The organism is Gordonia liuliyuniae, from assembly GCF_021739025.1.
Taxonomy (GTDB): domain Bacteria; phylum Actinomycetota; class Actinomycetes; order Mycobacteriales; family Mycobacteriaceae; genus Gordonia; species Gordonia liuliyuniae.
Genome location: NZ_JAKKOT010000005.1, coordinates 314,485 through 337,702 on the forward strand (window position 1 = coordinate 314,485; position 23,218 = coordinate 337,702).

Consider the following 23,218-nt stretch of genomic DNA (forward strand, 5'->3'; position numbering starts at 1 on the left):
TCGTGCGATCAACGCAGCGCTCGTCCGTCCACGTCCGGGACGTTGCGCATGGCGATCAGGACCAGATCGATGAGCGCCCAGATGCCGCAGCCGCCGAGCGTCACGAGCTTCGCCACACCGAGTCCGGTGTACCCCAGGTAGAACCGGTCGATCCCGAGTCCGCCGAGGAACACCGACAGCAGCAGAGCGGTCATCCACTCTTTGTCGGAGAAGACGCCCGGCAGCGACGAGGCCGGCTGGTATTGCTGGCCGGTGGACGACCGCACGCCGTCCTCCGGCTTGAGTTGGCGAGCGCTCGCCATCTGAGCGAGGGTCCCGATGTCGTACGGGCCCTGTTCTTGATCGAAGGTGCGGACGAAGTAGGTGCCGCCGACCCCGCCGTAGCCCGGCCCGGGCGGCATACCCCCCCGGTGGCATCGCGCCCGGGAACTGAGGCTGCTGGCCGGATGGGAACTGTGCATTCGGATCTGTCATGCATTCATGATCACCCACGGCGACGACAAACAGAATCCCTGGCCAGGACGGTTAATCCGATCAGATGACACCATCTCCTCACCGACCCTCAACACACGGACAGCACGGCTGCCGCCACAGATTCTCGAGCAGCGTCCGACGTGTCGGGGAGCGCGAGGCAGAACGTATCGACCGCGGTGGCGCCCATCGTGGCGACGGTGGCCCATGCGATGTCGACTCCCGACTTCTCGAGCTCCACGGTCACCCTCGCCAGGAGTCCCGCGTCGTCACGGGCACGCAACTCGAGGAGTTCGAGCCCCGGTTGGTCTGCGGCGAGCCACCGGACGCGGGGCGCCGCCGCTATCCGTGAGCCGGGAACCGCGGCCCGCCCGACGCGCCCGGTCGATCCACGTTCTGCGGTCCGCTTCGCGAGCACGCCGTGCACGTCGAACCCGCCGTCGACCGCTGCCGCCAACCGCTGCCGCAGAAGTACCGGATCGGACGGCGACCCGAAGGTCGGCATGACGACGAACGTGTCCACCGCCGAACCCGCGTGGGTGCGGACTGTCGCCGCGTGCGCCTGCAGGTCGGCCAATGCGAGGACCGCCGACATCTTCGACAGGACGCCCGACCGGTCGGGCGCGATCATCGTCACCTTCGTCATGTTCGGACCATCGCCGCGTTCGGTGTGCACCTGGAACCCACCAGCCTCTGCGAGCGCCAGTACCTCCGGGCCGAGCGGTTCGGGCTGCGGGATCTCCCGGCCGCCGAGATGGTCGATGACCCGCTCGACCAGCCCGCCCACGAGCGTCGCCTTCCAGTCGTTCCACACGCCGGGGCCGGTCGCGCGCGAATCGGCTTCCGACAGGGCGCCCAGCAATTCGACGAGCACTCGATCTCCGCCGACCTTCTCGGCGACCCACGCGATCGTCTCCGGATCGGAGACGTCGCGCCGGGTGACGACCGCCGGGAAGAGTAGGTGGTGCCGGACCAACTCGACGAGGATTCGGCGATCGTCGGGCCACAGCCCGAATCGGTCGGCGATCGGGCCGACGAGTTCGGCGCCGACCACACTGTGGTCACCGCCGCGCCCCTTTCCGATGTCGTGCAGCAGCGCACCCAACAGCAGAAGGTCGGGTCGAGCGACACTCGTGGTCAACGAGCCCGCGTGCGCGACTGTCTCCAACAGGTGCCGGTCGACGGTCCACGAGTGGACGGCGTCGCGCGGCGGAAGGTCCCTGACGACCGGCCATTCGGGGACGATCGTCTCCCACAGTCCCATCGCGTCGAGTGCTTCGACGGCGCCGACGAGTTCGTCGCCGGACGCCAACAGGACCAACAGGTCCGACAGGTCCTCGGCCGACCACGGCTCCGGGATCGGCGGCGCATAGTTCGCCAGGCGCGCCAACGCCTGCCCGTTGATCGGCAAGCTGTTGCGGGCCGACGCACTCGCCACCCGCAGCACCAGTCCCGGATCCGAGCTGGGTGTCGCGTTCTTCGCGAGGACGACTTCCCCGCTGTGTTCGACGACGCCTTCGTCGAGCGGACGACGCATCGGCATCCGTCGGAGTTTCGAGAGTCCACGCTTGCCGACCGCGTTCTGCGCGGTCCGGAATCCGGCGTCGACGGCGTACGACGTGGTGCGTGCCGCGCGGGAGATCACGCGCGCCAGGTCGAAGCGGTCGCCGACGTCGAGCGCCGCAGCGATCTCGTCCGCGTCCTGAGCCCGCACCTGGTCGCGGGCCCGGCCGGCCACCAGGTGCAGTTCGGTCCGGACTGCGAGAAGGTCGCGGTAGGCGGTCCGCAACGGCGACTCCGCACGACCCGGGTCGAGGCGCCCGAGGCCGTCGGTCAACTGCGCGAAGGCCAGCGCGTCGAGCAGTTGGATGTCGCGGAGCCCGCCACGCCCGTTCTTCAGATCGGGTTCGGCGCGGTGCGCGATCTCCCCGGTCCGATCCCAGCGGGCGCGGGCGCTGTCGATCACTTCGGGGAGGCGCATGCGGGCCTCCGCCCGCCACAGTCCCCGCACCGACGAGATCATCAACGCCGCAAGGTCTTCGTCGCCGGCGACGAACCGCGCATCGAGCAGTCCGAGCGCCGCCGTGACGTCCTCGCGGGCCACCTTCATCGCCTCCGGAATCGACCGGACGCTGTGGTCCAATCCGATCCCGGCATCCCAGATCGGGTACCAGAAACCGTCTGCCACGTCGGACAGCCGATCCCGATTCCGATCGTCGTGGACGAGCACCAGGTCGAGGTCGGAGTAGCCGACCATCTCCCGCCGGCCGAGGCTCCCGACAGCGACGAGAGCGAAGCCGCTGCCATCGCCGACGCCCAACTCGGCCGCGCGAGCCGCCAGCCAGGCCTCCACACGGTCGGCGAGCGCGTCGCGCAACGCCTGACCGTGCAGATCCCCTGCCTGGAGCAGCGCCTTCCGCCCTTCGGCGAGCGCTTGCGCGCTAGATCGCGTCTGGTCCGCGTTCACCGGTTCGCACCCGGATGATCGAATCCACGGACGTGACCCACACTTTTCCGTCGCCGATCTTGCCGGTGCGCGCGGCGTCGACGATGGTGTCGGTGACCTGGTCGAGCAGATCGTCGTCGACGATCACCTCGACCCGCACCTTCGGGACGAAGTCGACCGCGTACTCCGCGCCGCGGTACACCTCCGTGTGGCCTTTCTGCCGCCCGTAGCCTTGCACCTCGCTGACGGTCATGCCGACGATCCCGATCTGTTCGAGTGCGGCTTTGATGTCTTCGAGCGTGAACGGCTTGACGATCGCGGTGATCAGCTTCATGGTTGAACCCTTCCCTCTACTTCGAGCCTAATGCGCGAGTCACGTGAGACTGCAACGTGTTCGGCGAATTCATGCGGTCTCATACGCGCTCTCCGCGTGCTCGGCGGCATCGATGCCGGTCAGTTCTGCTTCGCGGTCGACGCGCCAGCCGAGCGGCTTGAGGACGAACGCGATGGCCGTCGTCAGCACTGCGGTGAAGGCGAGGGCCACCAACGCGATGACGGTCTGGACGGCGAGCTGACGGGCGTCGTGGCCGTAGAACAGACCGGATTCCTTGGCGAGAAAGCCGATGCCAATCGTGCCCCAGAGCCCCGCCACCAGGTGCACGCCCACCACGTCGAGGGAGTCGTCGAACCCCAGCTTGAACTTGAGGCCGATGGCGACGGCGGCCAGTGCGCCCGCGACCAGACCGAGGAGCAATGAGCCGACGGGGGTCAGCGCACCGCACGCCGGGGTGATGGCGACGAGCCCGGCGACCACACCGGACGCTGCGCCGACACTGGTCGCGTGCTTGTCCCGGAACCATTCGACGACCAACCAGCCGACCATCGCGGCCGCGGTCGCGGCTGCGGTGTTGATCCACACGAGGCCTGCGGTCGCGTCCGCAGCGAGCTCCGAACCGGAGTTGAAGCCGATCCAGCCGAACCACAGGAGTGCGGCGCCGAGCATCACGAACGGAATGTTGTGGGGACGGTACGCGGTCCGTCCGAAGCCGCGGCGGCGTCCGACGACGAGCGCCAGGATCAGACCTGCCATGCCTGCGTTGATGTGGACAACGGTGCCGCCCGCGAAGTCGATCGGCACGACGTTCGCTTCGCCGTCAGTGGATCCGAACATCCACGAGGCGAATCCGTGCTCGTCGCCCGATAGGAGTCCGCCGCCCCACACCATGTGCGACAGCGGGAAGTACACGATGGTCGCGAACAGCACGCTGAACACGACCCAGGTGCCGAACTTGACGCGTTCGGCCACCGCACCGCTGATGAGTGCGACGGTGATGACCGCGAACGTCAACTGGAACGCCATGAACACGATCGCCGGGATGCCGGTGCTCCCCCAGACCACGACCTGGGTCTCCCCCGCGACGTCACGCGTCTGAGTCAACTGGTCGGAGCCGAACAGGGCGAACGGGTTGGCGAAGATGCCCGCGATGTCGTCGGACCCGGTGAGCCCGTTGCCGAACGACATCGAGAATCCCCACAGGACGTAGACGATCGTCACCGCGCCGAGCGCGGCGAACGACATCATCATCATGTTCAGGACCGACTTGGCTCGGGTCAGTCCGCCGTAGAAGAACGCCAGCGCCGGTGTCATCAAGAGCACGAGCGCCGCGCTCATGATGACCCAGGCGGTGTTCCCGGTGTCGATGGAGCCGAACACTTCGTCCGGCAATGCTGCATTCACTTCTCGCAGGCCTCCTCACTCGTCGGTTGTCGACGTGTGAGGAAACTTTGTCGCGCTCACGTTGCGCTGTCGGTGCCCTCGTGTTTCGCGGGCGTCAACCGTGGACGCGGCAGGTTTCGGGCGCGTTACGCGCGTCGCTCCTGCTCGTGCGCGGTTCAGGCCCGGGCGGCGAGCGCGTTCAGGTCGAGCCGGGAGTCGAGCACCCCGTACATCTGGCCGGCGTCCTCGAGCCTGCCGGAGACGAATGTGTCCGCCACGAACGACGGAGCCTGCCGGATCAGGATCGACCCCTGCAACGCCAACGCCAACGACTCGGTGAGACGACGCGCGATCGCCGGGGCACTCGTCGGATCGGCCGCCGCCTGCGCGACGATCTTGCGTGTTCGTTCCACATGGAGGTCGTAGCCGCGGTGCTGCCCGAGCGCGAGCTCGAACTCGGCGTCGAGCGCCTCCACCGACAACGGGTCCCGGACCATCGCGCGCAGCACGTCGAGCGCGATGACGTTGCCCGACCCCTCCCAGACCGCCATGACAGGCTGTTCTCGGAACCTGCGGGCGAGCGGGAACGCCTCGGTGTAACCGTTGCCGCCCAAGCATTCCAGCGCCTCGTAGGCATGGTTGGGGCCGCGCTTGCACACCCAGTACTTGCCGACCGCCGTCGCGAGACGACGGAACGCCTGCGACTGCACGGAGTCGTCGTCGTAGGCCGCGGCCAGACGCATCGCCGTCCACGTGGCGGCCTCGGCTTCGAGTTGCAGATCGGCGATCACCGCGGTCATCGCCGGCTGGTCGATCAGTGTCGCACCGAACGCCGCACGGTGACGGACGTGCCAGGCGGCTTCGGCCACCGACTGCCGCATGCCCGCGGCGCTGCCGAGCGCACAGTCCAGGCGGGTCTGATTGACCATCTCGATGATGGTGCGGACACCGGCCCCCTCGTCGCCGAGCCGCCAACCCACCGTGTCGGAGAACTCGACCTCCGAGGACGCGTTCGACTTGTTGCCGAGCTTGTCTTTGAGTCGCTGGATCGCGAACACGTTACGTGTCCCGTCGGGCAGGGTGCGTGGCACGACGAAACAGGTGACGCCGGGCTCGGTCTTGGCGAGGACGAGGAAGGCATCCGACTGCGGAGCCGAACAGAACCACTTGTGCCCGGTGATCCGGTAGGTTCCGTCGCCGTTCGAGACGGCACGCGTGGTGTTGGCACGCACGTCGGAGCCGCCCTGCTTCTCGGTCATCGCCATGCCGAAGATGGCGGAGCTCTTCGCCGGGTCGGCAAGTGACGGGTCGTAGTCGCGTGACAGTGTCCGCGGGATCCACTGCTGTGCGAGGTCGGGGTCGACGCGCAGCGACGGGACCACCGCGTGCGTCATGCTCACCGGGCACGCATGGCCGGGTTCGATCTGACCGAACTGAGTGAACATCGCAGCGCGTGCGACGTGTGAGCCCGCACGTGGGTCGTCCCAGCAGCTCGTGTGCGCGCCGTGCGCGATCGCGTCGCCGATGATGCGGTGGTAGGCGGGATGGAACTCGATCTCGTCGACCCGATTTCCCCACCGGTCGTGAGTGTGCAGGACCGGGGTGATCGTGTTGGCTAGTTCGGCATCGCGTTGGAAGTCGGCCCGTCCGACGAGGGCGCCTGCTTCGGCGAGGTCGCCGCTCGCCCAGTCGGCACCGTAGGCGTGGACGGCCTCGACCAGGGGCAGATTGCTCGTGTACTCGTTGACGTCGACGCGCGGCGACGCCTGGTTGAAGACCTCGTGGGTGGCGGTCATGACTTCTCCTTCTCCGGTGGCGGGAGTGCGCCGAGTGCTCGGAAGCAGAAGGCGCGGATTGTGGCGATCAGTAGGTCGGGATCTGGCATGTCGGGGTCGAGCACTCCGACGAGCGACTCGGAGATCGCGCCGAGCAGCGCGGACGCGGTGACGTCTGGATCTTGATCGGCGAACACGCCCGCGGCGACACCGTCGGCGATGACTCGGACACAGAGCTCGCGGTACCAGCGACGCAGCCGGAGTCGTTCGGTGTCGACCGCAGGGATCACCGGTTCGAACAACAGCGACCACGCGAGACGTCGCCCGCGGAGTGCACGGTCGGCGAAGGTGCAGATGAGCGCGTCGAGTCGAGCGATCGGCCCGTCCGCGGCTTCGACGGCCGCCGACACCTGCGCGAACTCGTACTCGGCGGCGTCCCGGAATACTTCGGCGAGCAGTGTGTCGCGGTTGTCGAAGTACGAGTACACCGATCCGACGCTGACGCCGCTGCCCTCCGCGATCGCGGTGACCGTCGCCGCCGAGAATCCCGCGTCGGCGACCAGCCCACGTGCGGCCGCGAGCATCGCGGCACGCTTGGCCTGCGCACTGCGCCGAGTCTGCTCGGTGGGCCGGTACGGCACGGTCGTCTCCCGCCGATCGAAACATTGAATCCTGTTTCAATTCTTACCACAGGTGACGACGACCACGCACGCCGAGGAAGGACGAACGCGAGCCGCAGCCTCAACTCTGTCGTCGCACCCTCACCTACGTTTCCGCACCCTCACCTACGTTGCCGCACCCTCACCTAGGTCGTCGCATACTGAATGCGTCGTAGCCGCCTGAGCGCAGGCTGCTACGACGCATTGAGGTTGCGGTGAGCTAAGTGAGGTTGTGGTGACAGAGCTGAGGTTGCGGTGAGTGCTGCTACAGCAGAGCTTCGACGAACGCCTCCGGCTCGAAGGGGGCGAGGTCGTCGGCGCCTTCGCCGAGACCGACCAGCTTGACCGGTACGCCGAGCTCCTCTTGGATGCGGAAGACGATGCCGCCCTTAGCCGTGCCGTCGAGTTTGGTGAGGACCACGCCGGTCAGGGAGACGACCTCGGCGAACACCTTGGCCTGCATCAGGCCGTTCTGGCCGACGGTCGCGTCGAGCACCAGCAGCACCTCGTCGACGGGGACCTTCTTCTCGACGACGCGCTTGACCTTGCCGAGCTCGTCCATCAGCCCGGCCTTGGTGTGCAGCCGGCCCGCGGTGTCGATGAGGACGACGTCGACGCCGTCGTCGATCCCCTTGCTGACCGCGTCGAACGCCACCGAGGCCGGGTCGGCGCTCTCCCTGCCGCGGACGATGCCCGCGCCGACGCGTTCGCCCCACGTCTGGAGCTGATCGGCTGCCGCAGCGCGGAACGTGTCGGCCGCGCCGAGCGTGACCCGGCGGCCGTCGGCGACGAGGACGCGCGCCAGTTTGCCGGTGGTTGTCGTCTTGCCGACGCCGTTGACACCGACGACGAGGACGACCGCGGGCCCGTCCGCATGCGGCAGCGCCTTGACCGACCGATCCAGTTCGGGACGCAACTGTTCGACGAGGATCCGCTTGAGCGCGGCACGCGCGTCGTCGGCCGTCCGCACCTTTCCTGCGGCCAGTTCCTCACGCAGGCGTTCAACGACGGCTCCGGTGGCGTCGGTGCCGAGGTCGGCCATGACCAGGGTGTCCTCGATCTCCTCCCACGAGTCCTCGTCGAGATCGCCTGCACCGAGCAGACCGAGGACGCTGGCGCCGATCGCGCCCTGCGACCGCGACAGTCGGCCGCGCAGACGCGACAGACGGCCCGCAGTCGGTTCGATCTCGTCGAGCTTCGCGTCGGGCACCGGCTCAGGTTCGACGGCAGGCTCGGGTTCGACAGCAGCCTCGGGTTCGACGGCAGCCTCGGGTTCGACGGCAGCCTCGGGCTCGACAGCAGCCTCGGGCTCGACGGCCGGCTCGGGTACTACAGCGGTGTCGGTTTCCGACTCTGGGGACTCGTCGGCTTCGGAAGCGACATCACGCTCCGGCTCCGGGGCGGGTTCTGGCTCCGGGGCGGATTCTGGCTTCGGCTCGGGTTCGCGCTTCGGCTCGGGCCTGTCCAGCGTCGCCGATCCGGCGCCGCCCTGACTGAAGTTGAATCCGGAACCGGCCTGGTATCCGCCGGACCGGTCGACTTCACGGGTGGTGCCGTCGGTCGCCTCCATCTGGTCGGCAGACTTGTCGGAGATCGAGATCTGTCGTCTGCGGTTGACCAGATAACCGGCCACGCCGATCAGGACGATCAGAGCGACCACTCCGACGATGATGCCGATCAGGACTTCTGTGCTCACTGGAAGGATGCCTTTCAGGTGGAGGGTGCGAGGTCGACTCCGCGGAGTCGTTGCGAAATGACCTGGGTGATGCCGTCGCCGCGCATGCTCACGCCGTACAGCGCGTCGGCGATCTCCATGGTCGGCTTCTGGTGGGTGATGACGATCAGCTGCGACTTCTCGCGCAACTGCTCGAACAGGCTGATGAGTCGACGCAGGTTGGCGTCGTCGAGTGCGGCTTCGACCTCGTCCATCACGTAGAACGGGGACGGTCGGGCGCGGAAGATCGCGACGAGCATGGCCACCGCGGTCAACGACTTCTCGCCGCCGGACAGCAGGGACAGGCGTTTCACCTTCTTGCCCGGCGGTCGTGCTTCGACTTCGACGCCGGTGGTCAGCATGTCCGTCGGATCGGTGAGGACGAGTCGTCCTTCGCCGCCCGGGAAGAGCGTCGAGAACACCTGGGAGAACTCCTTCTCCACATCGGTGTAGGCGTCGGTGAACACCTGCAGGATGCGGGCGTCGACGTCGGCGACGACGTCGAGGAGGTCGTCGCGCGCCTGTTTGACGTCTTCGAGCTGCGTCGACAGGAACGTGTACCGCTCTTCGAGGGCCGCGAACTCTTCGAGCGCCAGTGGATTCACCTTGCCGAGTGTGGTCAGGTCCTTCTGGGCTTTCTTGGCGCGCGCCTCCTGCGTGGCCCGGTCGTACGGCATCGGCGCGGGCGCGACGACCTGCTCGCCGCGCGCTTTCGCCTCGTCGTATTCGCGCATCTCGAGTTCGGACGGCGGCATCGGAACGTCGGGCCCGTACTCGGCGACGAGATCGTCCGGCGCCATCGCGAACTGTTCGAGGACCTGTTCTTCGAGTTGTTCGATGCGCAGCGCGGCTTGAGCTTTCGCGATCTCGTCGCGGTGGACGGCGTCGCGGAGCTGGTTCATCGTGGCGGTCAGTTCGTCGACGAGTCGGCGGAGCTCGTCGACTTCGGTGGTGCGGGCGGTCCGGACTGCTTCGAGTTCGTCACGACCGCGAGCGGCGTTGTCGACGGCTTGCACGACGGCGTCGGCGACCAGCGCTCCGGCGTCGACGACCGCGCGCGCGACGCCCGCCGCGTACCGGCGTGCGGCGTCCTGCCGTTTGAGTCGTTCCCGGCTGGCGCGTTCGTTGACCGCGGCGCGACGAAGCCCCTCGGCCTTCCCCCGCACCGACCCGAGACGTTCCTCTGCGGTGCGCAACGTCAATCGCGTCTCGACCTCGATCGAGCGCGCTTCGGCGACTTCGGCGGCGGCGGCCTCACGCATCTCGCTGTCCATGTCGGTCGACGTGTCCGGGTCGTCGTTCTCGTCGCGGGCACGCGCCAGCCGGTCCTCGACTTCGGTGAGCGCCGTCAGATTGTCGGCGCGGCCCTCTTCGGCGAGACGCCGCTGGCGAGTCAGACGGTCGGCTTCGCCGCTGGCGGCGCGGATCTCCATCCCGAGTCGGCCGAGCTGTTCGTAGGCGGCGCCGACGTTCGCGTCCGACTCGTTCAACGCGGCGAGCGACCCCTCGGCCGCCTCCTGCGCCTGCTCCTGCGCGGCTGTCGCGGCCGCCAATTCGTGCGTGGACGTCTCGACGGTCGTGCGCGCGACAGCGAGATCACTGGTGGCGGTGTCGATCGCCGACTGCACTTCGAGGGTCGACGGACGTGTCGACGATCCGCCTTCCACGGCGGCCGCGGACATCCGGTCGCCGTCGGCGGTCACCGCGACGAGGCCGTGCTCGATCGCCAGATCCAGGCCCCGTGCGGCATCGTCGACGATCACGACATCGCCGAGCAGGACGTCGACGGCACCGCTCACCGATTGGGGTGCGTCGACGACGTCGCGCGCCCACACGACACCCGACGGCACGGTCGGCCGGTCGGCGCGCGTGCGACCGGACAGGCCGCCCACGATCAGTGCGGCCCGGCCGCCGTCTCCGTCGCGCAGCGCGGCGAGTGCCCGCACCGCGGTCAGCCCGTCGACGGTCGCGATCGCGTCGACGGCGGGTCCGAGCGCCAACGCCACTGCGGTCTCGTACCCGGTGTGGACGGTCAGCAGGTCCGACAGCGGTGACAGCAGTCCGTCAGCGGCGTTCTCCTGCAGCCAGGCTCCGCCGTCACCGCGTTCGAGTCCCATCGCGAGGGCCTCGATGCGCGCGGTCAGGGACGCGATCGCGTGTTCGGCGTCGCGCTCGGTCTTCCGCAGTTCTTCGACGGCGGTGTTGGCCGTCTCCAGTGCGGCCATGCAACGTTCGTGGTGTTCGTCGAGGCCTTGCTCGCGCGACTCGAGTTCGGCGGTGACAGCCGCCTGCTCGTCGAGTCTGACCTGTGCGGCGTCGGCCCGCTCGTGCGCCGCCTCGATCGCCGCCGTGAGTCGCGCAGTCTCGGCGTCGACCGACTCGACCTTGGTGCGCAGGTTCGCGGCCTGCCCTTCGAGCCGGGCGAGACCTTCTCGTCGGTCGGCGACGGCGCGCACCGCCGCCATGTGCGCCTGTTCGGCCGCGGCCGCAGCCTGTTCGGCCGCTTGCAGCGCGGCGGTTGCGTACTCGAGTCGTTCTGCTGCCTCTTCGACAGTCTGCTGGTGCTCGGCCTCGGTCATCGCGGCGCGTTCGGCCTGCGCTTCGAGTTCTTCCGGGTCGGGCCCGGTGGGTGCGGCCGCCGGGCTCGCGAGGTGCGTCGTGCGTTCGCCTGCGACGCGGCACGTCCCGTCGACGCGTTCACGGAGGGTGGACAACTGGTGGAAGACGCGTCCCGCTTCGGCGGCGGCGGGCGCCACCTGCGCCAGATGCTCCTGGGCCTGGGTCAACGCCGTGGTCGCGGTGTCCAGCTGTGCCGCAACCTCGTCCTGTCTTGCGCGGATCTCCTGTTCGGTGCTGCTGTGCTCGGCCATCTCGGTGCGGCGCGCGACGAGGTCGTCGGCGGCCAGACGCAGACGAGCGTCGCGCAGGTCGGCTTGCACGGTCGCGGCCCGGCGCGCGACCTCGGCCTGCCTGCCCAGCGGTTTGAGCTGGCGGCGGAGCTCGGTGGTGAGGTCGGTGAGCCGAGCCAGGTTCGCGGCCATCGCATCGAGCTTGCGGACCGCCTTCTCCTTGCGACGGCGGTGCTTGAGCACGCCAGCCGCCTCTTCGATGAACGCGCGGCGATCCTCGGGTTTGGACTCGAGGATCGCCGACAGGCGGCCCTGCCCGACGATGACGTGCATCTCGCGGCCGATACCGGAGTCGGAGAGCAGTTCCTGCACGTCCATGAGGCGGCATGAGGTTCCGTTGATCTCGTACTCGCCCGCGCCGTCGCGGAACATGCGCCGCGTCACCGATACTTCGGAGTAGTCGATCGGGAGAGCGCCGTCGGAGTTGTCGATGGTCAGCGTCACTTCGGCACGCCCCAACGGCGCACGGCCGGACGTACCCGCGAAGATGACGTCGGCCATCTTTCCGCCGCGCAGCGCTTTGGCACCCTGTTCGCCCATCACCCAGGTCAGAGCGTCGACGACGTTCGACTTGCCCGACCCGTTCGGCCCCACCACACACGTGATGCCGGGCTCGAATCGCAGCGTCGTCGACGACGCGAACGATTTGAAACCCTTCAGGGTGAGGCTCTTCAGGTGCACGACCAGCCAGTCTACCTGCGGCAGGTCACCGCTCGACGAAAGTGGCGTGGTCTCCGCGCGCCGGTGCGAAGTCCTCGACCACGAGGTCGACGCGGCCCGGAGTGTCACCCGACCGCAGCGCGGCGACCAGCGCGTCGAGATCGCCCCGCGGCCCCTCGGCGACGACGTGCACCCGACCGTCCGCGTGGTTCGCCGCATAACCGACCAGTCCGAGTTCCAGTGCCCGCGACCGCGTCCACCACCGGAAGCCGACTCCCTGGACGCGCCCGTGCACCCACGCGCTCACACGCTGCGCACCCGACGGGGACGCCGACGCCTCGGCCATCGGCTCAGTCCGTCTCGATCGTCAGGTCGACCTGCGCACCCGCTTTGATGGTGCGTCCAACGGTGCAGACCTTGTCCACGGCGCGCTCGACGACGACGAGGAGGCGTTGCGCTGCTTCCGGGTCGAGTTCGGAGAGGTCCACTTCGAGGGTCTCCGACAGCACCGGGTACACCTCGTTCTCGCGGTCGGCGGCACCGGACACGCGGACGGTGGCGTCGTAGTCGTCGCCGAGACGACGTGACAGCGGCCGGTCCGACGACATTCCGGTGCACGCGGCGAGCGCGATCTTCAGGAGCTCGCCGGGAGTGAAGACACCGTCGACGTCCTCCGAACCGATGAGCACCTCCGCGCCACGCGAACTCTGGCCGGTGTACCGGCGGGTCCCGGTGCGCTGCACCCACAGATCAGTCATGGCCGAACGACTCCTTCAGTCTCGAAATGGGCGACTTCACTCGCCCTGAGGATTCCAACGACGTCGCCGTCGCATCGATTCCTCGGTTCACGGGCTAATCGTAATCGGGCGTCGACCGTCGGCAGACCTGCGGCCGAACTCCTCGGACGATCGCCGCGTCACGCCTCGCGGCGTTAGGCTGACCAGGTGCGACGGGCAGGAGCTGTCCGCGAACAGAACCTCGACTCGACGGAGGCCCCGTGACATTCGCCGACATCACCATCGTGCCGGTGCCCAGCGAACGCAAGGATGCTTACCTCGAGTTCTCGCGCCGGATGGCAGAGGTCTACCGCGAGCACGGGGCGACGAACATCGTGGACTACTGGCAGGCAGAACGCTCTGCAGACCAGGCCGGATTTCACTGCGACGGGGCGACCTATGCGCCTGGCGCACTACGGGGGATCGCGAGCATCGCCGGAGCGACCGACGCGGAGTCCGTAGTCGTAACCGTCACGGAATGGCCGTCACGAGAGGTCCGGGACCGCGGTACAGCGGCTGCCACCAGAGATCCTCGCGTCGTGGCCACGCTCGACGAGACTCCTGTCTTCGACGGAAGCCGCTTGGCCGCCGACAGTTTCGCCATCGCGATGCGCGTGGATTCGCAGTAAGCCGGAGCCGAGGTTCGGCCCGTTCGGGAGCGCGCGACAGTCGTATCGCACCGTGGCGATCCCTGATCCGGCCGGGAAGGAGGCGGCGTGTGACAGCACACCGCTGCGATCGCGCGCACGGGTACTCCCGCGTCGAGGCCACCCCAGCTACCTCGCCGCACAGATATATCCCGACACGTTATGGCCGCACGATGACGGGCCACGGACTGGTCCCGCGCACGGATCCGGCGCTGGTCGAGAGCGGACCGGTCACCCCAGGTCCCGGATCGCCACCGTTCCGTGCGGACTCGCCCTGGGTGTTCGAGTCATGAGCGCTGAAGAGGCCGCCGGGCAGGAAAAGTCCTCTCTGCTCCGACGAATGTGGAAGGCAACGAGCGATGACGGCCAGCACCGTACGCTGCCACGGACGATCGAGTCTCCGCTGCCTGGTCCGTTCGCGGGCCGCAAGCTCATCGGGGCAGAGGTCGTCGTCCGCCATACCACCGTCGACCCGGACTACGACAATGACATCCTCGTGACGCGATGGGATCTTCGGCTCTCTCGCCGGGAGCAACATGCTCGCCGACATATTTCCCCAGGTTCACCCGGCCCTCGCCGTTGTCGTCAGCATCGGCATAATCCCGGCGGGAGTGTTTGTCGGCTGCTTCTGCGCCACGCGCCGCGACGCACTGCTTGAGGGCATGACGCCGAAAGGAGAACGATGACCAGCAACGCTCCTGCGACCTCCGCCTCGCCGTGCGCCCGCCGGATCAGGGAAGACCACCGTGGTGCGCCACTGCAGACGGTCCGGGCGCGGCCTCGTCGAGGCCGCCGTTGGGGACCGTTCTGGCGTGAAGTCTCGGCGGGTGTTCCAGGCCACTGCCGAGGGGCGTCAGATCGAAGCAGACGAAGCCGTTGCGGTCATCGCCGATCTTCAGGCGGTCCCACATCCAGTCCTGGTCGGACTTGCCAACCTGCCGCTGATCACGGAGCCCGCCTACGACGAGGCGCTACGCAGCAGGCTGACTCAGCTCGAGGCCAGGATCGCATCAGTCATGGACGCCGAGCGGTCGCAATCTCCCCTGCCACGCTCCGCGCGTGAGGTCTTCTCCTACTCCCTCAGCCTCCTGGAGGCGGAAAGGTCGTGGCTCGCCGAACGAGTCCAGGTATCCGATGAGTGACAAACTCGAACTCAAGCCGCCCGACACGACGATCATCGACGGAGTCTCCGCGGCCGGCGGCGCACACTGCGAGACCACCGCGCTCGGCGTGCTCCTGCGACACGCCGGACTCGACCTCTCCGAACCGATGCTCTTCGGGCTGGGGAGCGGGCTGTCCTTCATCTACTGGGACTCGAAGCAGCAGGAGCTGCCCTTCCTGGGCGGCAGGGTGAAGCCCTTCGCGCTCACCCAGAACCTGACCCAACGGCTGGGGCTCAAACTGCGCGTGCAGGAGACCACCTCCGCACGAAAGGCCTGGGACCAGGTCCGCTCCTCTATCGACGATGGGATCCCGGTAGGGCTACAGCTCGACAGTCATGACCTGGAGTACTTCGGATCCCGGGTGCACTTCGCCGGTCACATCGTCGCCATGTACGGCTACGACGCCGAGCGGGCGTATCTCGTCGACACCGCACAGCAGGGCGGATCCGTGTCCACGAGCCTGGAGAGCCTGGCCAGGGCGCGAGCCGCACGCGGGCCGATGTCGGCCCGCCACCGGTCCTTCACCGTGAAGGTCGCGGCGTCGAACACGAATGGCAGGCACATCATCCCGGCGATCATCCCCGCGATCACCGCGTGCGCTGCGGACTTCCTAGCGCCCCCGATCGCCAACCTCGGCAGCCGAGGAATCCGCACAGCATCCAAGCGCGTGCAGTCGTGGTTCGATCGAGTCGAGGACCCCGGCCGCGACCTCGCCGTTATCTCCACGATGATGGAACGCGCGGGCACCGGAGGCGCACTGTTCCGCAACCTGTACCGAGACTTCCTGGCGGAGTGCCAGGGACTGCTCGAAGGTGAGCCGGGCGCGGACCTCGTGGAGCAGGGAAGGGATCTCTTCGCCGAATCCGCGCTGCTCTGGACGAGCGTTTCCGAACTCATCGAGCAGGCCGGTGCCACGGGTAGCCCGGACCATCTCGTCAAAGCGAGTCAACTACTCGATGACATCGCGACGATCGAGACATCGGCAATGACTGCCCTCTCCTGCCTGGCGGAGTCCTGACCGGACCACTCCCCACGGTCCTCCTAACTAGCCGCTTTCGGCGATGGTCGCGGTCCCAGAAGTCGCGACCGGGCTCAGAACGACCCTGTTTGGCGATATTGGCTCGGCTGGGCACTCTGCTCGCTTGGGCTATCTCGAGCCCGAGGGCCGCGCGCGGCTCCACTGGTGCAACGCGGAGGCCGACCCGAAAGCATCAGCCCGAAGACCTTGCTCGCGGGCCGCCAAGGAGGCCGCGGGCTGTGCCGAACACGACAACGGCTGGGAAGTGCCCCGGCATCTCCGTGATCAATGTGAGCAATCACGAACGGCTCCTGTGGTCGGCGTGGATGCTCAGAATCAGCCTTCTCCGATCCGGAACGCGGGACGGCCGAAGTGCGACTTCTCCGTGACATCAGGAAGCGCCATGGCGCTGGCGCGTTTCTGTTCTGCTCTGGCCACTCGCCTTCTCCGATCTGGTTCGATGAACCCGTTTGAATCGTCCATGGGATGTGATGATGCCGAGGATCACCTGGATCGTGTCGGGTTTGATGGAGGGTAGGAACACCCGGAAGGACCCGCCATCATGGCAGCACCTCGCAAGTACCCCGTCGAGCTCAAAGAGCGAGCGACGCGCATGGCGATCGACGCCCGCAAGGATCCTGAGACCCGCGGCGGCGTTTTCAAGCGCGTCGGTGAGCAGCTCGGTGTCCATCCGGCTCCAGCGCCTCGCAGCGGTACAGCGGCGTGTCGAGGAAGACGGGGTCGATCACCTCTCTCGCCGCGCGGACCCGAGCCGTGTCGAGGCGTGTGGATCGACGGTTCATGATCGGTTCTTTGTCCAGGGACGACTGGCCGGTGAAGGCGGGCGTGGAATTCATAGGCTGGTGTCAGCTGGCCCCGAGGACCGAGTCGAAGAATCTGCGCGCATCTGCAGCGACACTCGGCCTGACTCTGTGCGGGTCGTCGTTCTCGGTCCTGAAGTCGTAGTGGCCGACGCCTGGGCCGCCGCTCACCGGTCGCCGTGGGGATGGCGTCCAGGTAGACGAGGGCGTTGTCCTCGGGCGGGGCGATGTCGTCGGCCTCGCCCCACCGAACTCGAAAGGGTGTGGTCATCGACTCGAGGCTGCCGGTGTCGAGCATCCGGCCGATGGCCGGCGCGATGGCGAAGCCGGCGCGGATCCGTGGATCGGCAACGCTCTGCGCGCCCTCCCTGACGATCGCAGCGAGCTGCTCGTCGGAGTAGCTGGCGCACAGCGTGGCAACCAGATCAGGGAACTCAGGTACCTCGGGTGCCGGCAGCGCACCCTGGAAGACCGCTTGGGTTACGGCCTGATCGATCCGTGCGCCCAGGAGCGCAGCGACGGTGTACCCGCCGAGTGAGAACCCCGCGGCCACGAGATAGCCCGCCGCGTTCAAGGGCTCGGCGAGCCAATCGAGGTCCTCGGCAGCTCCCCCGGTTCCATGGGAGAGCAGGATGGCCGGTGCGGGATAGTCCTGTTCGGGAGGTGACCAGATCCGGGTCACGATAGGGCGCGATCTGGAGAGTTCGGACCAGCCGGGGCGCGAGGCGTCGTACAGCGTCGCGACGTCGCGTGGCTGCAGAACCACGGACCACTCCCATCATTTCGAGGTCGACAGATTCCAGCGGAAGTCGTCCGGGTCCGCGAAGTGGCCCGAGCCCGACCCGGCATGGTGCGCTTGCGGCGTTGCGGAGCGGCCGCCGGCGGATTCGGCAGTAGATATGAGCTGGTCGATGTCCTCGCTGGTTTCGGCGCGGTGGCTCAGTGTGAGTCCCCCGGTGCCGTCGCCGGGGTCGTTGATGCCAACGTCCTTGGCCAGGACGTTCCGCTGCATCAGGCAGAGACGTACCGCATTATCGGCGGGCTGGAAATCGATGTACTTGTTCCCGTAGTCACGATCAGTTTTCAATCCCAGTGCCTGGTAGAACGTCCGCGATGCCTTGGGGTCTTTGACGCCGAGGATGATGCTGATCTCAGTGGGCCGAGGAGCCGCTGCGGCCGGCTCCTTGTTCTTGTTGGAGTCCGCGGCGACCTTCCAGATCGAGCCGTCGGGGGCTCGGAAGGATCCGGAGAACGATCCGAACAGGGCCTTCTTGGCCGGCTTGAGCACTTGTGCGCCAGCGTGGGCGGCGGCGTCCATCACTGCCTGCACCTCGGACGGCTGGGCCAGCGCGTAGGTGACGACGTATCCCGGGAACGGCGATGACGCGACCTCGGGTGCCACTCCGGCAGTCGTCGGAGCGAGTTCGAAGCGGCCTGTACCGTGCATGTCCACCTCGACGGTCCCGGCGCTCTCGGTCCTCAGCGGGCTGAAGGCTGCGGCGTAGAAGTCCTTGGATGCGGAGACGTCGCCTGCGAGGGTAACGACGTCCAGGGCAAGAGTCGTGTCGGTGTGGCGGGTCTGCTCGTTCACTGGGCGGCCTTCCTGATCAGCGACTCCAGTTCGGCCCAGGCGGCCTCGGTCGGTTCGGTCAGCGCGTAGGAGGTCGCCCAGAGTCCGCTGGTGTCGTCGAGGTCGGCTTGGACGCTGAATCCGAACGTGGAGTACCGCTCCTTGTCGCCCTGGCCGCTGCGGAAGAAGCACAGCACCTTGCCCTTCCTCGCGTAGCCGGGCTGGCCGTAGTACAGCTTCGGCTCCAGGTCTGGGGCGCACGCGGCGACGATGGCGTGCACCCGCTCAGCGAGGCCGCGGTCGGGCTCGGGCATCTCCGCGATCTTCGCCAGCAGGGCCGCCTCGTTGGCAGCGGCTTTCTCGGCGGCCTTGCCGGCGCGGCCCTGGGCCTTGAGCTCCGCGGCGCGTTCCTTGATCGCGGCGCGCTCCTGCGCAGACATCGTGTCGCCATCGGCATGGGGATCGGGATGGGCTGTCTTCTCAGTCATTTCTCTCTTCTCTTCTGGTGGGTGTGAACTCAGGTGCTTCGAGGCTATGGGGAGCCTGGTCGTGGTACTTCTCGATTCCTGAAGGACCCTTCACGAGCGACAATCAGTGGGTAGCGATCACGCCCGGTGCTGGCAGTCGATGCGTTCATACGTCATCGAGTCGTCCTCGGGCCGGTCTGAGCAGTCGGTCCGGGTCCACGCGTACGGTGATGCCCGTGAGTCTGCTCAGGTCGTCGGGCGCGTAGCAGTCCCGGGTGCGGGCGACGTTCTGGTTGTCGCCGAAAAGGAAGTTGAGCACGCGCCCGGAGGGTTCGGTGCTCAGCGACCGCAGTAGTCGGTCCTGCTCCTCCGCGATCGTCACTGGATCGTCCGAAGGACTCGGGCCTGTGATGATCCTGGCGAGGTACTCAGCCTCACGGTTGCCGATCGAAGAACCTCCGTCGGGCGCAGTTCTCATCGCCCCGCCGAGGCGGTGGATGAACACAAACTGTGGCCTATCCTCGGCCTCCAGCTCGACCCGGCGAGAAATCAGTGCTTCTGCGTTGATGCCCGACGTCGCCATGGCGTCGCCCTGGAACGCGTGCGGCCCGGTCGGCTCACGAAACACGTCCGCCAACGCAGCCGGCGGGGTCGGAGCGAGACGAGCGGAATCGTCCACGAGCCCGCCGAGGGCCTTGACCTGCTCGGCTGCCTCGGTCTCGGTGCCCAGCGATGTCACGTAGATCGACGCGGTCCGCTTGCCGCGGATGACCTCGGGCAGGCTCGGCAGGTCGGGGAAGGCCTTCAGCGACAGGAAAGCACCCGTGTGGTCGGGGAGGCTCGCCGACCAGGTCGCGAACCGATCAGCAGTCTCGGCCCAGTCGTCGCCGACGACCGGCAAGGCCCCGGCCCACACCTGGCCTATGGGAAGGAGGCGGCAGGTCATGCGGGTGACGACGCCGAGCTGGGCTCCGCCCCCTCGGGCGGCCCAGAACAGGTCCGGTTCGTCCTCGGCACTGACGTGCCGCAGGCGTCCGTCGGGTGTGACGATGTCGAGATCGACGAGGTAGTCGGCGGCATAGCCGAATGCCCGTGACAGGGGTGAGATTCCGCCGCCGAGGGTGTAGCCCACGGCCCCGACCGTGCCGGCGGTGCCGCTGAGCGGGGCCAGACCGTGCCGCGCAGCCGCCGCCGTGACCTGCCCCCAGGTGGCACCAGGCCCGATCTCGGCCGTCCGAGCCGCCGGGTCGATCCTGATCTCCGACATCCGGTGGGTGCGGATGAGCAGGCCGCCGGTGAATGACGTTGCACCATGCCCGGTGCTGGACACGGACAGCGGCATCCGCTGCTCGGCGGCATGGCCGACCGCGCGGACGACGTCGTCGCTGTCGAGCGGCTCGACCGACAGTTCGGGGCGGACCGTGACGGCAGTCTGCATGCAGTCCGGCTCCGCTCCACCGTCCCCCGCTGTGATGGGGCCGCGGATTCGGCGAATCGACGCAACGTCTTGCTGGCTCATGGTCGTTCTCCTCTCCAAGTGGGGTCCGTGTTTATGAGGTGGGTTCCGGCTGGGCGCGGATGCGGAGCTTGAGTCCGTCAAGGAAATAGGCCAGGCCTCTGGTGAAGTCGCCGAGCCAGTCATCGTCATCGAGATACCGGTGGCCGGACAGCGTCGGGTAGCGGTCCGCGTGCTCCTGCAACAGGGCTTGCCCGACCTCACGGTCGTGGTCGCTGATGTTCAACGTCGCCTCGGTCGAGGCCGAGCCGAAGATCAGATTGTGCAGCGTCCACATCGCCGCCGACAGCTCAGCGCCGTCCAAACCGGCACGGTGCAGGGTCGACATGACCAACTCCAGCTGATCGAGGTAGCTCGGGCCAAAGCTGGGACGCGACGCCGCCACCGGTGCCACCCACGGATGGTCGACCAGGGTCGCCCGCCACGCGAGGGCGATGGCCTCGATGCAGGTCCGCCAATCGTCGTGTTGTGCTGCGGTGGGGGCGTCGGTCTCGGCGAACGCGTGGTCGACGGCGAGGTCGATGATGTCGTCCTTGGTCTTGACATGCCAGTACAGCGACGGAGCAACGACGCCGAGTTGCTCGGCCACACGCCGCATGGTGAGTGCCTCGAGTCCGCCGGCGTCGAGGATTTCGACGGCGACTTCGACGATTCTCTCGCTGGTGACCGGTGGCTCGCCGCGCCGGCTGCGCTGCGGGCGCAGCCACACATTCGACGCCTCCGCGTGGCCTCCTCGGGGTTCTGGCATCCGATCGCTCTCCTTGGTTCGTCACCGGGTCCCGGTGTCCTGCTAGCTTAGACTAACACTGTTCGGGAGCCATGATCACTGTTAGGGAGACGAGAGCTGAGCATGGAAGAACACAAGGAATCGACGGGGCGCTGGTGGACGCTGGTACTGGTGGCGCTGGCACAGTTGCTGGTGGTCCTCGATGGCACCATCGTCAATATCGCCCTGCCCTCGGCCGACGCCGATCTGGGGTTCGGCGAGGCGAATCGGCATTGGGTCATCACCGCCTACTTGCTGACGTTCGGGGGCCTACTGCTGATCGGCGGCCGCATCAGCAGTGCGATCGGGCACCGACGCGCATTCGTCATTGGACTGCTCGGTTTCGCGGTCCCGTCCTTGATCGGTGGACTGGCTTGGAACGCCGAAGTGCTGATCGCTGCTCGTGCACTCCAGGGGGCGTTCGCCGCTTTGCTGGCACCCGCTGCGCTGTCGCTGCTCGCGATGACGTTCACCGAGGCCAGGGAACGGGGCCGGGCGTTCGGCGTCTTCGCCGCCGTCGGCGCGGCCGGGTCCGCGATCGGTCTACTCTTGGGCGGAGCGTTGACTGACTTCGCCAGCTGGCGCTGGTGCCTGTACATCAATGTCCCGATCGCCGTGCTCGTCGCCATCGGTGCCGCCCTCATCCCGCGGACGCCGGGAGTCAAGCAGTCCGGTCGCATCGACGTCTTCGGTGCGCTGCTCAGTGCCGGCGGCATTGCCGCGATCGTGATCGGCATCAGCCAGCTCGACGGCCAGCAGGTCTCGGTGTCCGTCGTGACCGCCCTGATCGGCGGCGGCCTCGCCCTGCTCGTCGCGTTCGTCTTCGTCGAGCGCACCGTGCCCAACCCGATCCTCCCGCTGATGATCCTCACGAACCGGGCCCGCGCCGGCTCGTTCATCGCGATCGCGCTGATGTTCCTGGCGATGTTCGGCTTCTACCTGTTCATGAGCTACTACATGCAGGCCCAGTTGGGCTACTCGCCGCTGAACGCCGGCCTCGTACTGCTCATCCACGCCGTCGCCGCGCTGCTTGGATCGATGGTCATCGCCGGGCGGCTCCTCGGCCGCATCTCACCGGCAACCCTGGTGGTGTCCGGGCTCCTCGCTGCTGCGGCCGGGCTGGTCATCCTCACGTTCCTCGACGCCGGGTCGACGAATGTCCTGACCATCTACCTGGTGCCCGCCATGGTGCTGACCGGCCTGGGGATGGGACTGGTGATCACCGCGACCGCGAGCACGGCCACCGAGGGCGTCGCCGCCCACGAGATCGGGGCTGCATCGGCGGCTTACAACGCCTCCCAACAGCTCGGTGCCGCGATCGGCGTCGCTCTGCTCAACACTGTCGCCGTCGTCTCCAGCACCGCGTACCAAGCCACGAGAACGGCGAGCGACGACGGGGCCATTATTCACGGATACACCACCGCCCTGGCCGTCAGCGCCGGGATCCTCGTCGCCGCGGCGATCCTCGCCGGCATCCTGCTGCGACGCACGAAACATGACGCCGACCACCATCCGCTTCCCGAGCACCAGACCGAGCCGACTCACGGCTCCCGATAGAGAGGAACACAACGATGAACACCCACGAGAAGCTCGACCCCCAGCAGTTCTTCGACGCCTACGCGGCCGCGATGCTCGCACGAGACTCGAAGGCGATCGCAGACCTCTACGCCGTACCGGCCCTTGTCGAATTCCCCGGCCAGGCCGTGGCCGTCTCCGACTCCTCTCAGACCGAACAGTTCTTCGCGGCCTCCTTCGCCCAGTACGAAGACGTCGAGAACGTCACGCCTGCCGTGAGGACGGTTGCTGAGACCGGCCACAGTTCCTGGGTCGAGGTCAGCTGGTCCTACGACGGCACGCTGGCTGAGCAATACATCTACCAGCTCGTCCAGACCTCAGACGGTTGGCGGATCGCGGTGCTGACGCCTCTCATCGAGGAGGAGCTTCAGTAGGCCTCGCGCTCGGGCTCCATCGATCTCGGGATCTGAGTCCAGGCCGCAGGCGTCCAGGTCGAGTTCGACAGCCGCCGTCCAGGACGCCCACGGGACCGCCGAGGCGCTGATCACCGCTCCGGACGACCCGTAACGCAGACGGTCCTCGAGACGAGCTCTCCCTGCGTTAGTTGG

Annotated in this window: 20 protein-coding genes; 5 read left to right on the forward strand and 15 right to left on the reverse strand. The window is 67.6% G+C overall.

Annotated elements, in window-relative coordinates:
* Positions 1-8 precede the first annotated feature (8 nt).
* The 10 genes from L5G28_RS12325 to L5G28_RS12370 form a co-directional block, all read right to left on the reverse strand.
* Positions 9-401, reverse strand: coding sequence for an NINE protein (locus L5G28_RS12325; RefSeq protein WP_237001789.1), 393 nt, complete (start codon positions 399-401; stop codon positions 9-11).
* Between the two features lie 161 nt (positions 402-562).
* On the reverse strand, positions 563-2,962 hold the full coding sequence (locus L5G28_RS12330; protein ID WP_504864850.1) for a [protein-PII] uridylyltransferase: 2,400 nt from the start codon (positions 2,960-2,962) through the stop codon (positions 563-565).
* Positions 2,913-3,251, reverse strand: a complete 339-nt coding sequence (locus tag L5G28_RS12335; protein WP_236997467.1) for a P-II family nitrogen regulator — start codon at positions 3,249-3,251, stop codon at positions 2,913-2,915. The genes L5G28_RS12330 and L5G28_RS12335 overlap by 50 nt, the downstream gene beginning before the upstream one ends.
* A 69-nt stretch (positions 3,252-3,320) precedes the next feature.
* A complete protein-coding gene (locus L5G28_RS12340) occupies positions 3,321-4,655 on the reverse strand; it encodes an ammonium transporter (RefSeq protein ID WP_237001791.1) in 1,335 nt (444 codons plus the stop codon).
* Positions 4,656-4,810: 155 nt separating this feature from the next.
* Positions 4,811-6,430 carry an acyl-CoA dehydrogenase family protein gene (locus L5G28_RS12345; RefSeq protein WP_237001792.1) on the reverse strand — a complete coding sequence of 540 codons (1,620 nt, stop codon included), beginning with the start codon at positions 6,428-6,430 and terminating at the stop codon, positions 4,811-4,813.
* Positions 6,427-7,050: a TetR/AcrR family transcriptional regulator gene (locus L5G28_RS12350; RefSeq protein WP_237001793.1), complete on the reverse strand. Its 624-nt coding sequence runs from the start codon at positions 7,048-7,050 to the stop codon at positions 6,427-6,429. Before L5G28_RS12350 ends, L5G28_RS12345 begins: the two co-directional genes overlap by 4 nt.
* Before the next feature lie 283 nt (positions 7,051-7,333).
* The gene (gene ftsY, locus L5G28_RS12355) at positions 7,334-8,764 is read right to left on the reverse strand and encodes a signal recognition particle-docking protein FtsY (RefSeq protein ID WP_237001794.1); all 1,431 of its coding nucleotides are present in this window, start codon (positions 8,762-8,764) and stop codon (positions 7,334-7,336) included.
* Between the two features lie 14 nt (positions 8,765-8,778).
* Positions 8,779-12,372 (reverse strand): chromosome segregation protein SMC, encoded by a 3,594-nt coding sequence (gene smc / locus L5G28_RS12360; protein ID WP_237001795.1) that lies wholly within the window; start codon positions 12,370-12,372, stop codon positions 8,779-8,781.
* 25 nt (positions 12,373-12,397) lie between these two features.
* A complete protein-coding gene (locus tag L5G28_RS12365; protein WP_237001796.1) occupies positions 12,398-12,697 on the reverse strand; it encodes an acylphosphatase in 300 nt (99 codons plus the stop codon).
* A 4-nt stretch (positions 12,698-12,701) separates the two neighbouring features.
* Complete coding sequence (locus L5G28_RS12370; RefSeq protein ID WP_237001797.1) at positions 12,702-13,109, reverse strand: OsmC family protein; 408 nt, start codon at positions 13,107-13,109, stop codon at positions 12,702-12,704.
* 239 nt (positions 13,110-13,348) lie between these two features.
* On the opposite strand from L5G28_RS12370, the gene L5G28_RS12375 reads away from it, so the two are divergent.
* The 3 genes from L5G28_RS12375 to L5G28_RS12385 all read left to right on the forward strand — a co-directional run bounded on the left by L5G28_RS12375 (position 13,349) and on the right by L5G28_RS12385 (position 15,955).
* The gene (locus L5G28_RS12375) at positions 13,349-13,756 is read left to right on the forward strand and encodes a DUF1428 domain-containing protein (protein WP_237001798.1); all 408 of its coding nucleotides are present in this window, start codon (positions 13,349-13,351) and stop codon (positions 13,754-13,756) included.
* A gap of 830 nt (positions 13,757-14,586) precedes the next feature.
* Positions 14,587-14,916: a hypothetical protein gene (locus tag L5G28_RS12380; RefSeq protein WP_237001799.1), complete on the forward strand. Its 330-nt coding sequence runs from the start codon at positions 14,587-14,589 to the stop codon at positions 14,914-14,916.
* Positions 14,909-15,955 (forward strand): BtrH N-terminal domain-containing protein, encoded by a 1,047-nt coding sequence (locus tag L5G28_RS12385; protein ID WP_237001800.1) that lies wholly within the window; start codon positions 14,909-14,911, stop codon positions 15,953-15,955. The genes L5G28_RS12380 and L5G28_RS12385 overlap by 8 nt, the downstream gene beginning before the upstream one ends.
* A 391-nt stretch (positions 15,956-16,346) precedes the next feature.
* Here L5G28_RS12385 and L5G28_RS12390 read toward each other — a convergent pair whose 3' ends face one another.
* The 5 genes from L5G28_RS12390 to L5G28_RS12410 form a co-directional block, all read right to left on the reverse strand.
* Complete coding sequence (locus tag L5G28_RS12390; protein ID WP_237001801.1) at positions 16,347-16,646, reverse strand: hypothetical protein; 300 nt, start codon at positions 16,644-16,646, stop codon at positions 16,347-16,349.
* Positions 16,647-17,554: 908 nt separating this feature from the next.
* Entirely contained in the window at positions 17,555-18,367 is an 813-nt protein-coding gene (locus L5G28_RS12395; RefSeq protein ID WP_237001802.1) for a VOC family protein, read from the reverse strand.
* Positions 18,364-18,834: a DUF1801 domain-containing protein gene (locus tag L5G28_RS12400; protein ID WP_237001803.1), complete on the reverse strand. Its 471-nt coding sequence runs from the start codon at positions 18,832-18,834 to the stop codon at positions 18,364-18,366. Before L5G28_RS12400 ends, L5G28_RS12395 begins: the two co-directional genes overlap by 4 nt.
* Before the next feature lie 145 nt (positions 18,835-18,979).
* Entirely contained in the window at positions 18,980-20,332 is a 1,353-nt protein-coding gene (locus L5G28_RS12405) for an FAD-binding oxidoreductase (RefSeq protein ID WP_237001804.1), read from the reverse strand.
* A 31-nt stretch (positions 20,333-20,363) separates the two neighbouring features.
* Positions 20,364-21,077, reverse strand: a complete 714-nt coding sequence (locus L5G28_RS12410; RefSeq protein ID WP_237001805.1) for a TetR/AcrR family transcriptional regulator — start codon at positions 21,075-21,077, stop codon at positions 20,364-20,366.
* Positions 21,078-21,179: 102 nt separating this feature from the next.
* Here L5G28_RS12410 and L5G28_RS12415 point away from each other — a divergent pair, with 102 nt between their 5' ends.
* Together L5G28_RS12415 and L5G28_RS12420 are read left to right on the forward strand one after the other, a co-directional pair.
* The gene (locus tag L5G28_RS12415) at positions 21,180-22,652 is read left to right on the forward strand and encodes an MFS transporter (protein ID WP_237001806.1); all 1,473 of its coding nucleotides are present in this window, start codon (positions 21,180-21,182) and stop codon (positions 22,650-22,652) included.
* Positions 22,653-22,666: 14 nt separating this feature from the next.
* Positions 22,667-23,044, forward strand: a complete 378-nt coding sequence (locus L5G28_RS12420; protein WP_237001807.1) for a DUF6841 family protein — start codon at positions 22,667-22,669, stop codon at positions 23,042-23,044.
* The last annotated feature ends 174 nt before the right edge of the window (positions 23,045-23,218 follow it).

Bases quoted from the DNA above. Each gene is read 5' to 3' on its own strand.
- L5G28_RS12325 (WP_237001789.1), bottom strand. From the start codon at position 401: ATGCCGCCCGGGCCGGGCTACGGCGGGGTCGGCGGCACCTACTTCGTC.
- L5G28_RS12335 (WP_236997467.1), bottom strand. From the start codon at position 3,251: ATGAAGCTGATCACCGCGATCGTCAAGCCGTTCACGCTCGAAGACATC.
- L5G28_RS12345 (WP_237001792.1), bottom strand. From the start codon at position 6,430: ATGACCGCCACCCACGAGGTCTTCAACCAGGCGTCGCCGCGCGTCGAC.
- L5G28_RS12365 (WP_237001796.1), bottom strand. From the start codon at position 12,697: ATGGCCGAGGCGTCGGCGTCCCCGTCGGGTGCGCAGCGTGTGAGCGCG.
- L5G28_RS12370 (WP_237001797.1), bottom strand. From the start codon at position 13,109: ATGACTGATCTGTGGGTGCAGCGCACCGGGACCCGCCGGTACACCGGC.
- L5G28_RS12385 (WP_237001800.1), top strand. From the start codon at position 14,909: ATGAGTGACAAACTCGAACTCAAGCCGCCCGACACGACGATCATCGAC.
- L5G28_RS12390 (WP_237001801.1), bottom strand. From the start codon at position 16,646: ATGGACACCGAGCTGCTCACCGACGCGCTTGAAAACGCCGCCGCGGGT.
- L5G28_RS12400 (WP_237001803.1), bottom strand. From the start codon at position 18,834: ATGACTGAGAAGACAGCCCATCCCGATCCCCATGCCGATGGCGACACG.
- L5G28_RS12405 (WP_237001804.1), bottom strand. From the start codon at position 20,332: ATGAGCCAGCAAGACGTTGCGTCGATTCGCCGAATCCGCGGCCCCATC.
- L5G28_RS12410 (WP_237001805.1), bottom strand. From the start codon at position 21,077: ATGCCAGAACCCCGAGGAGGCCACGCGGAGGCGTCGAATGTGTGGCTG.
- L5G28_RS12415 (WP_237001806.1), top strand. From the start codon at position 21,180: ATGGAAGAACACAAGGAATCGACGGGGCGCTGGTGGACGCTGGTACTG.
- L5G28_RS12420 (WP_237001807.1), top strand. From the start codon at position 22,667: ATGAACACCCACGAGAAGCTCGACCCCCAGCAGTTCTTCGACGCCTAC.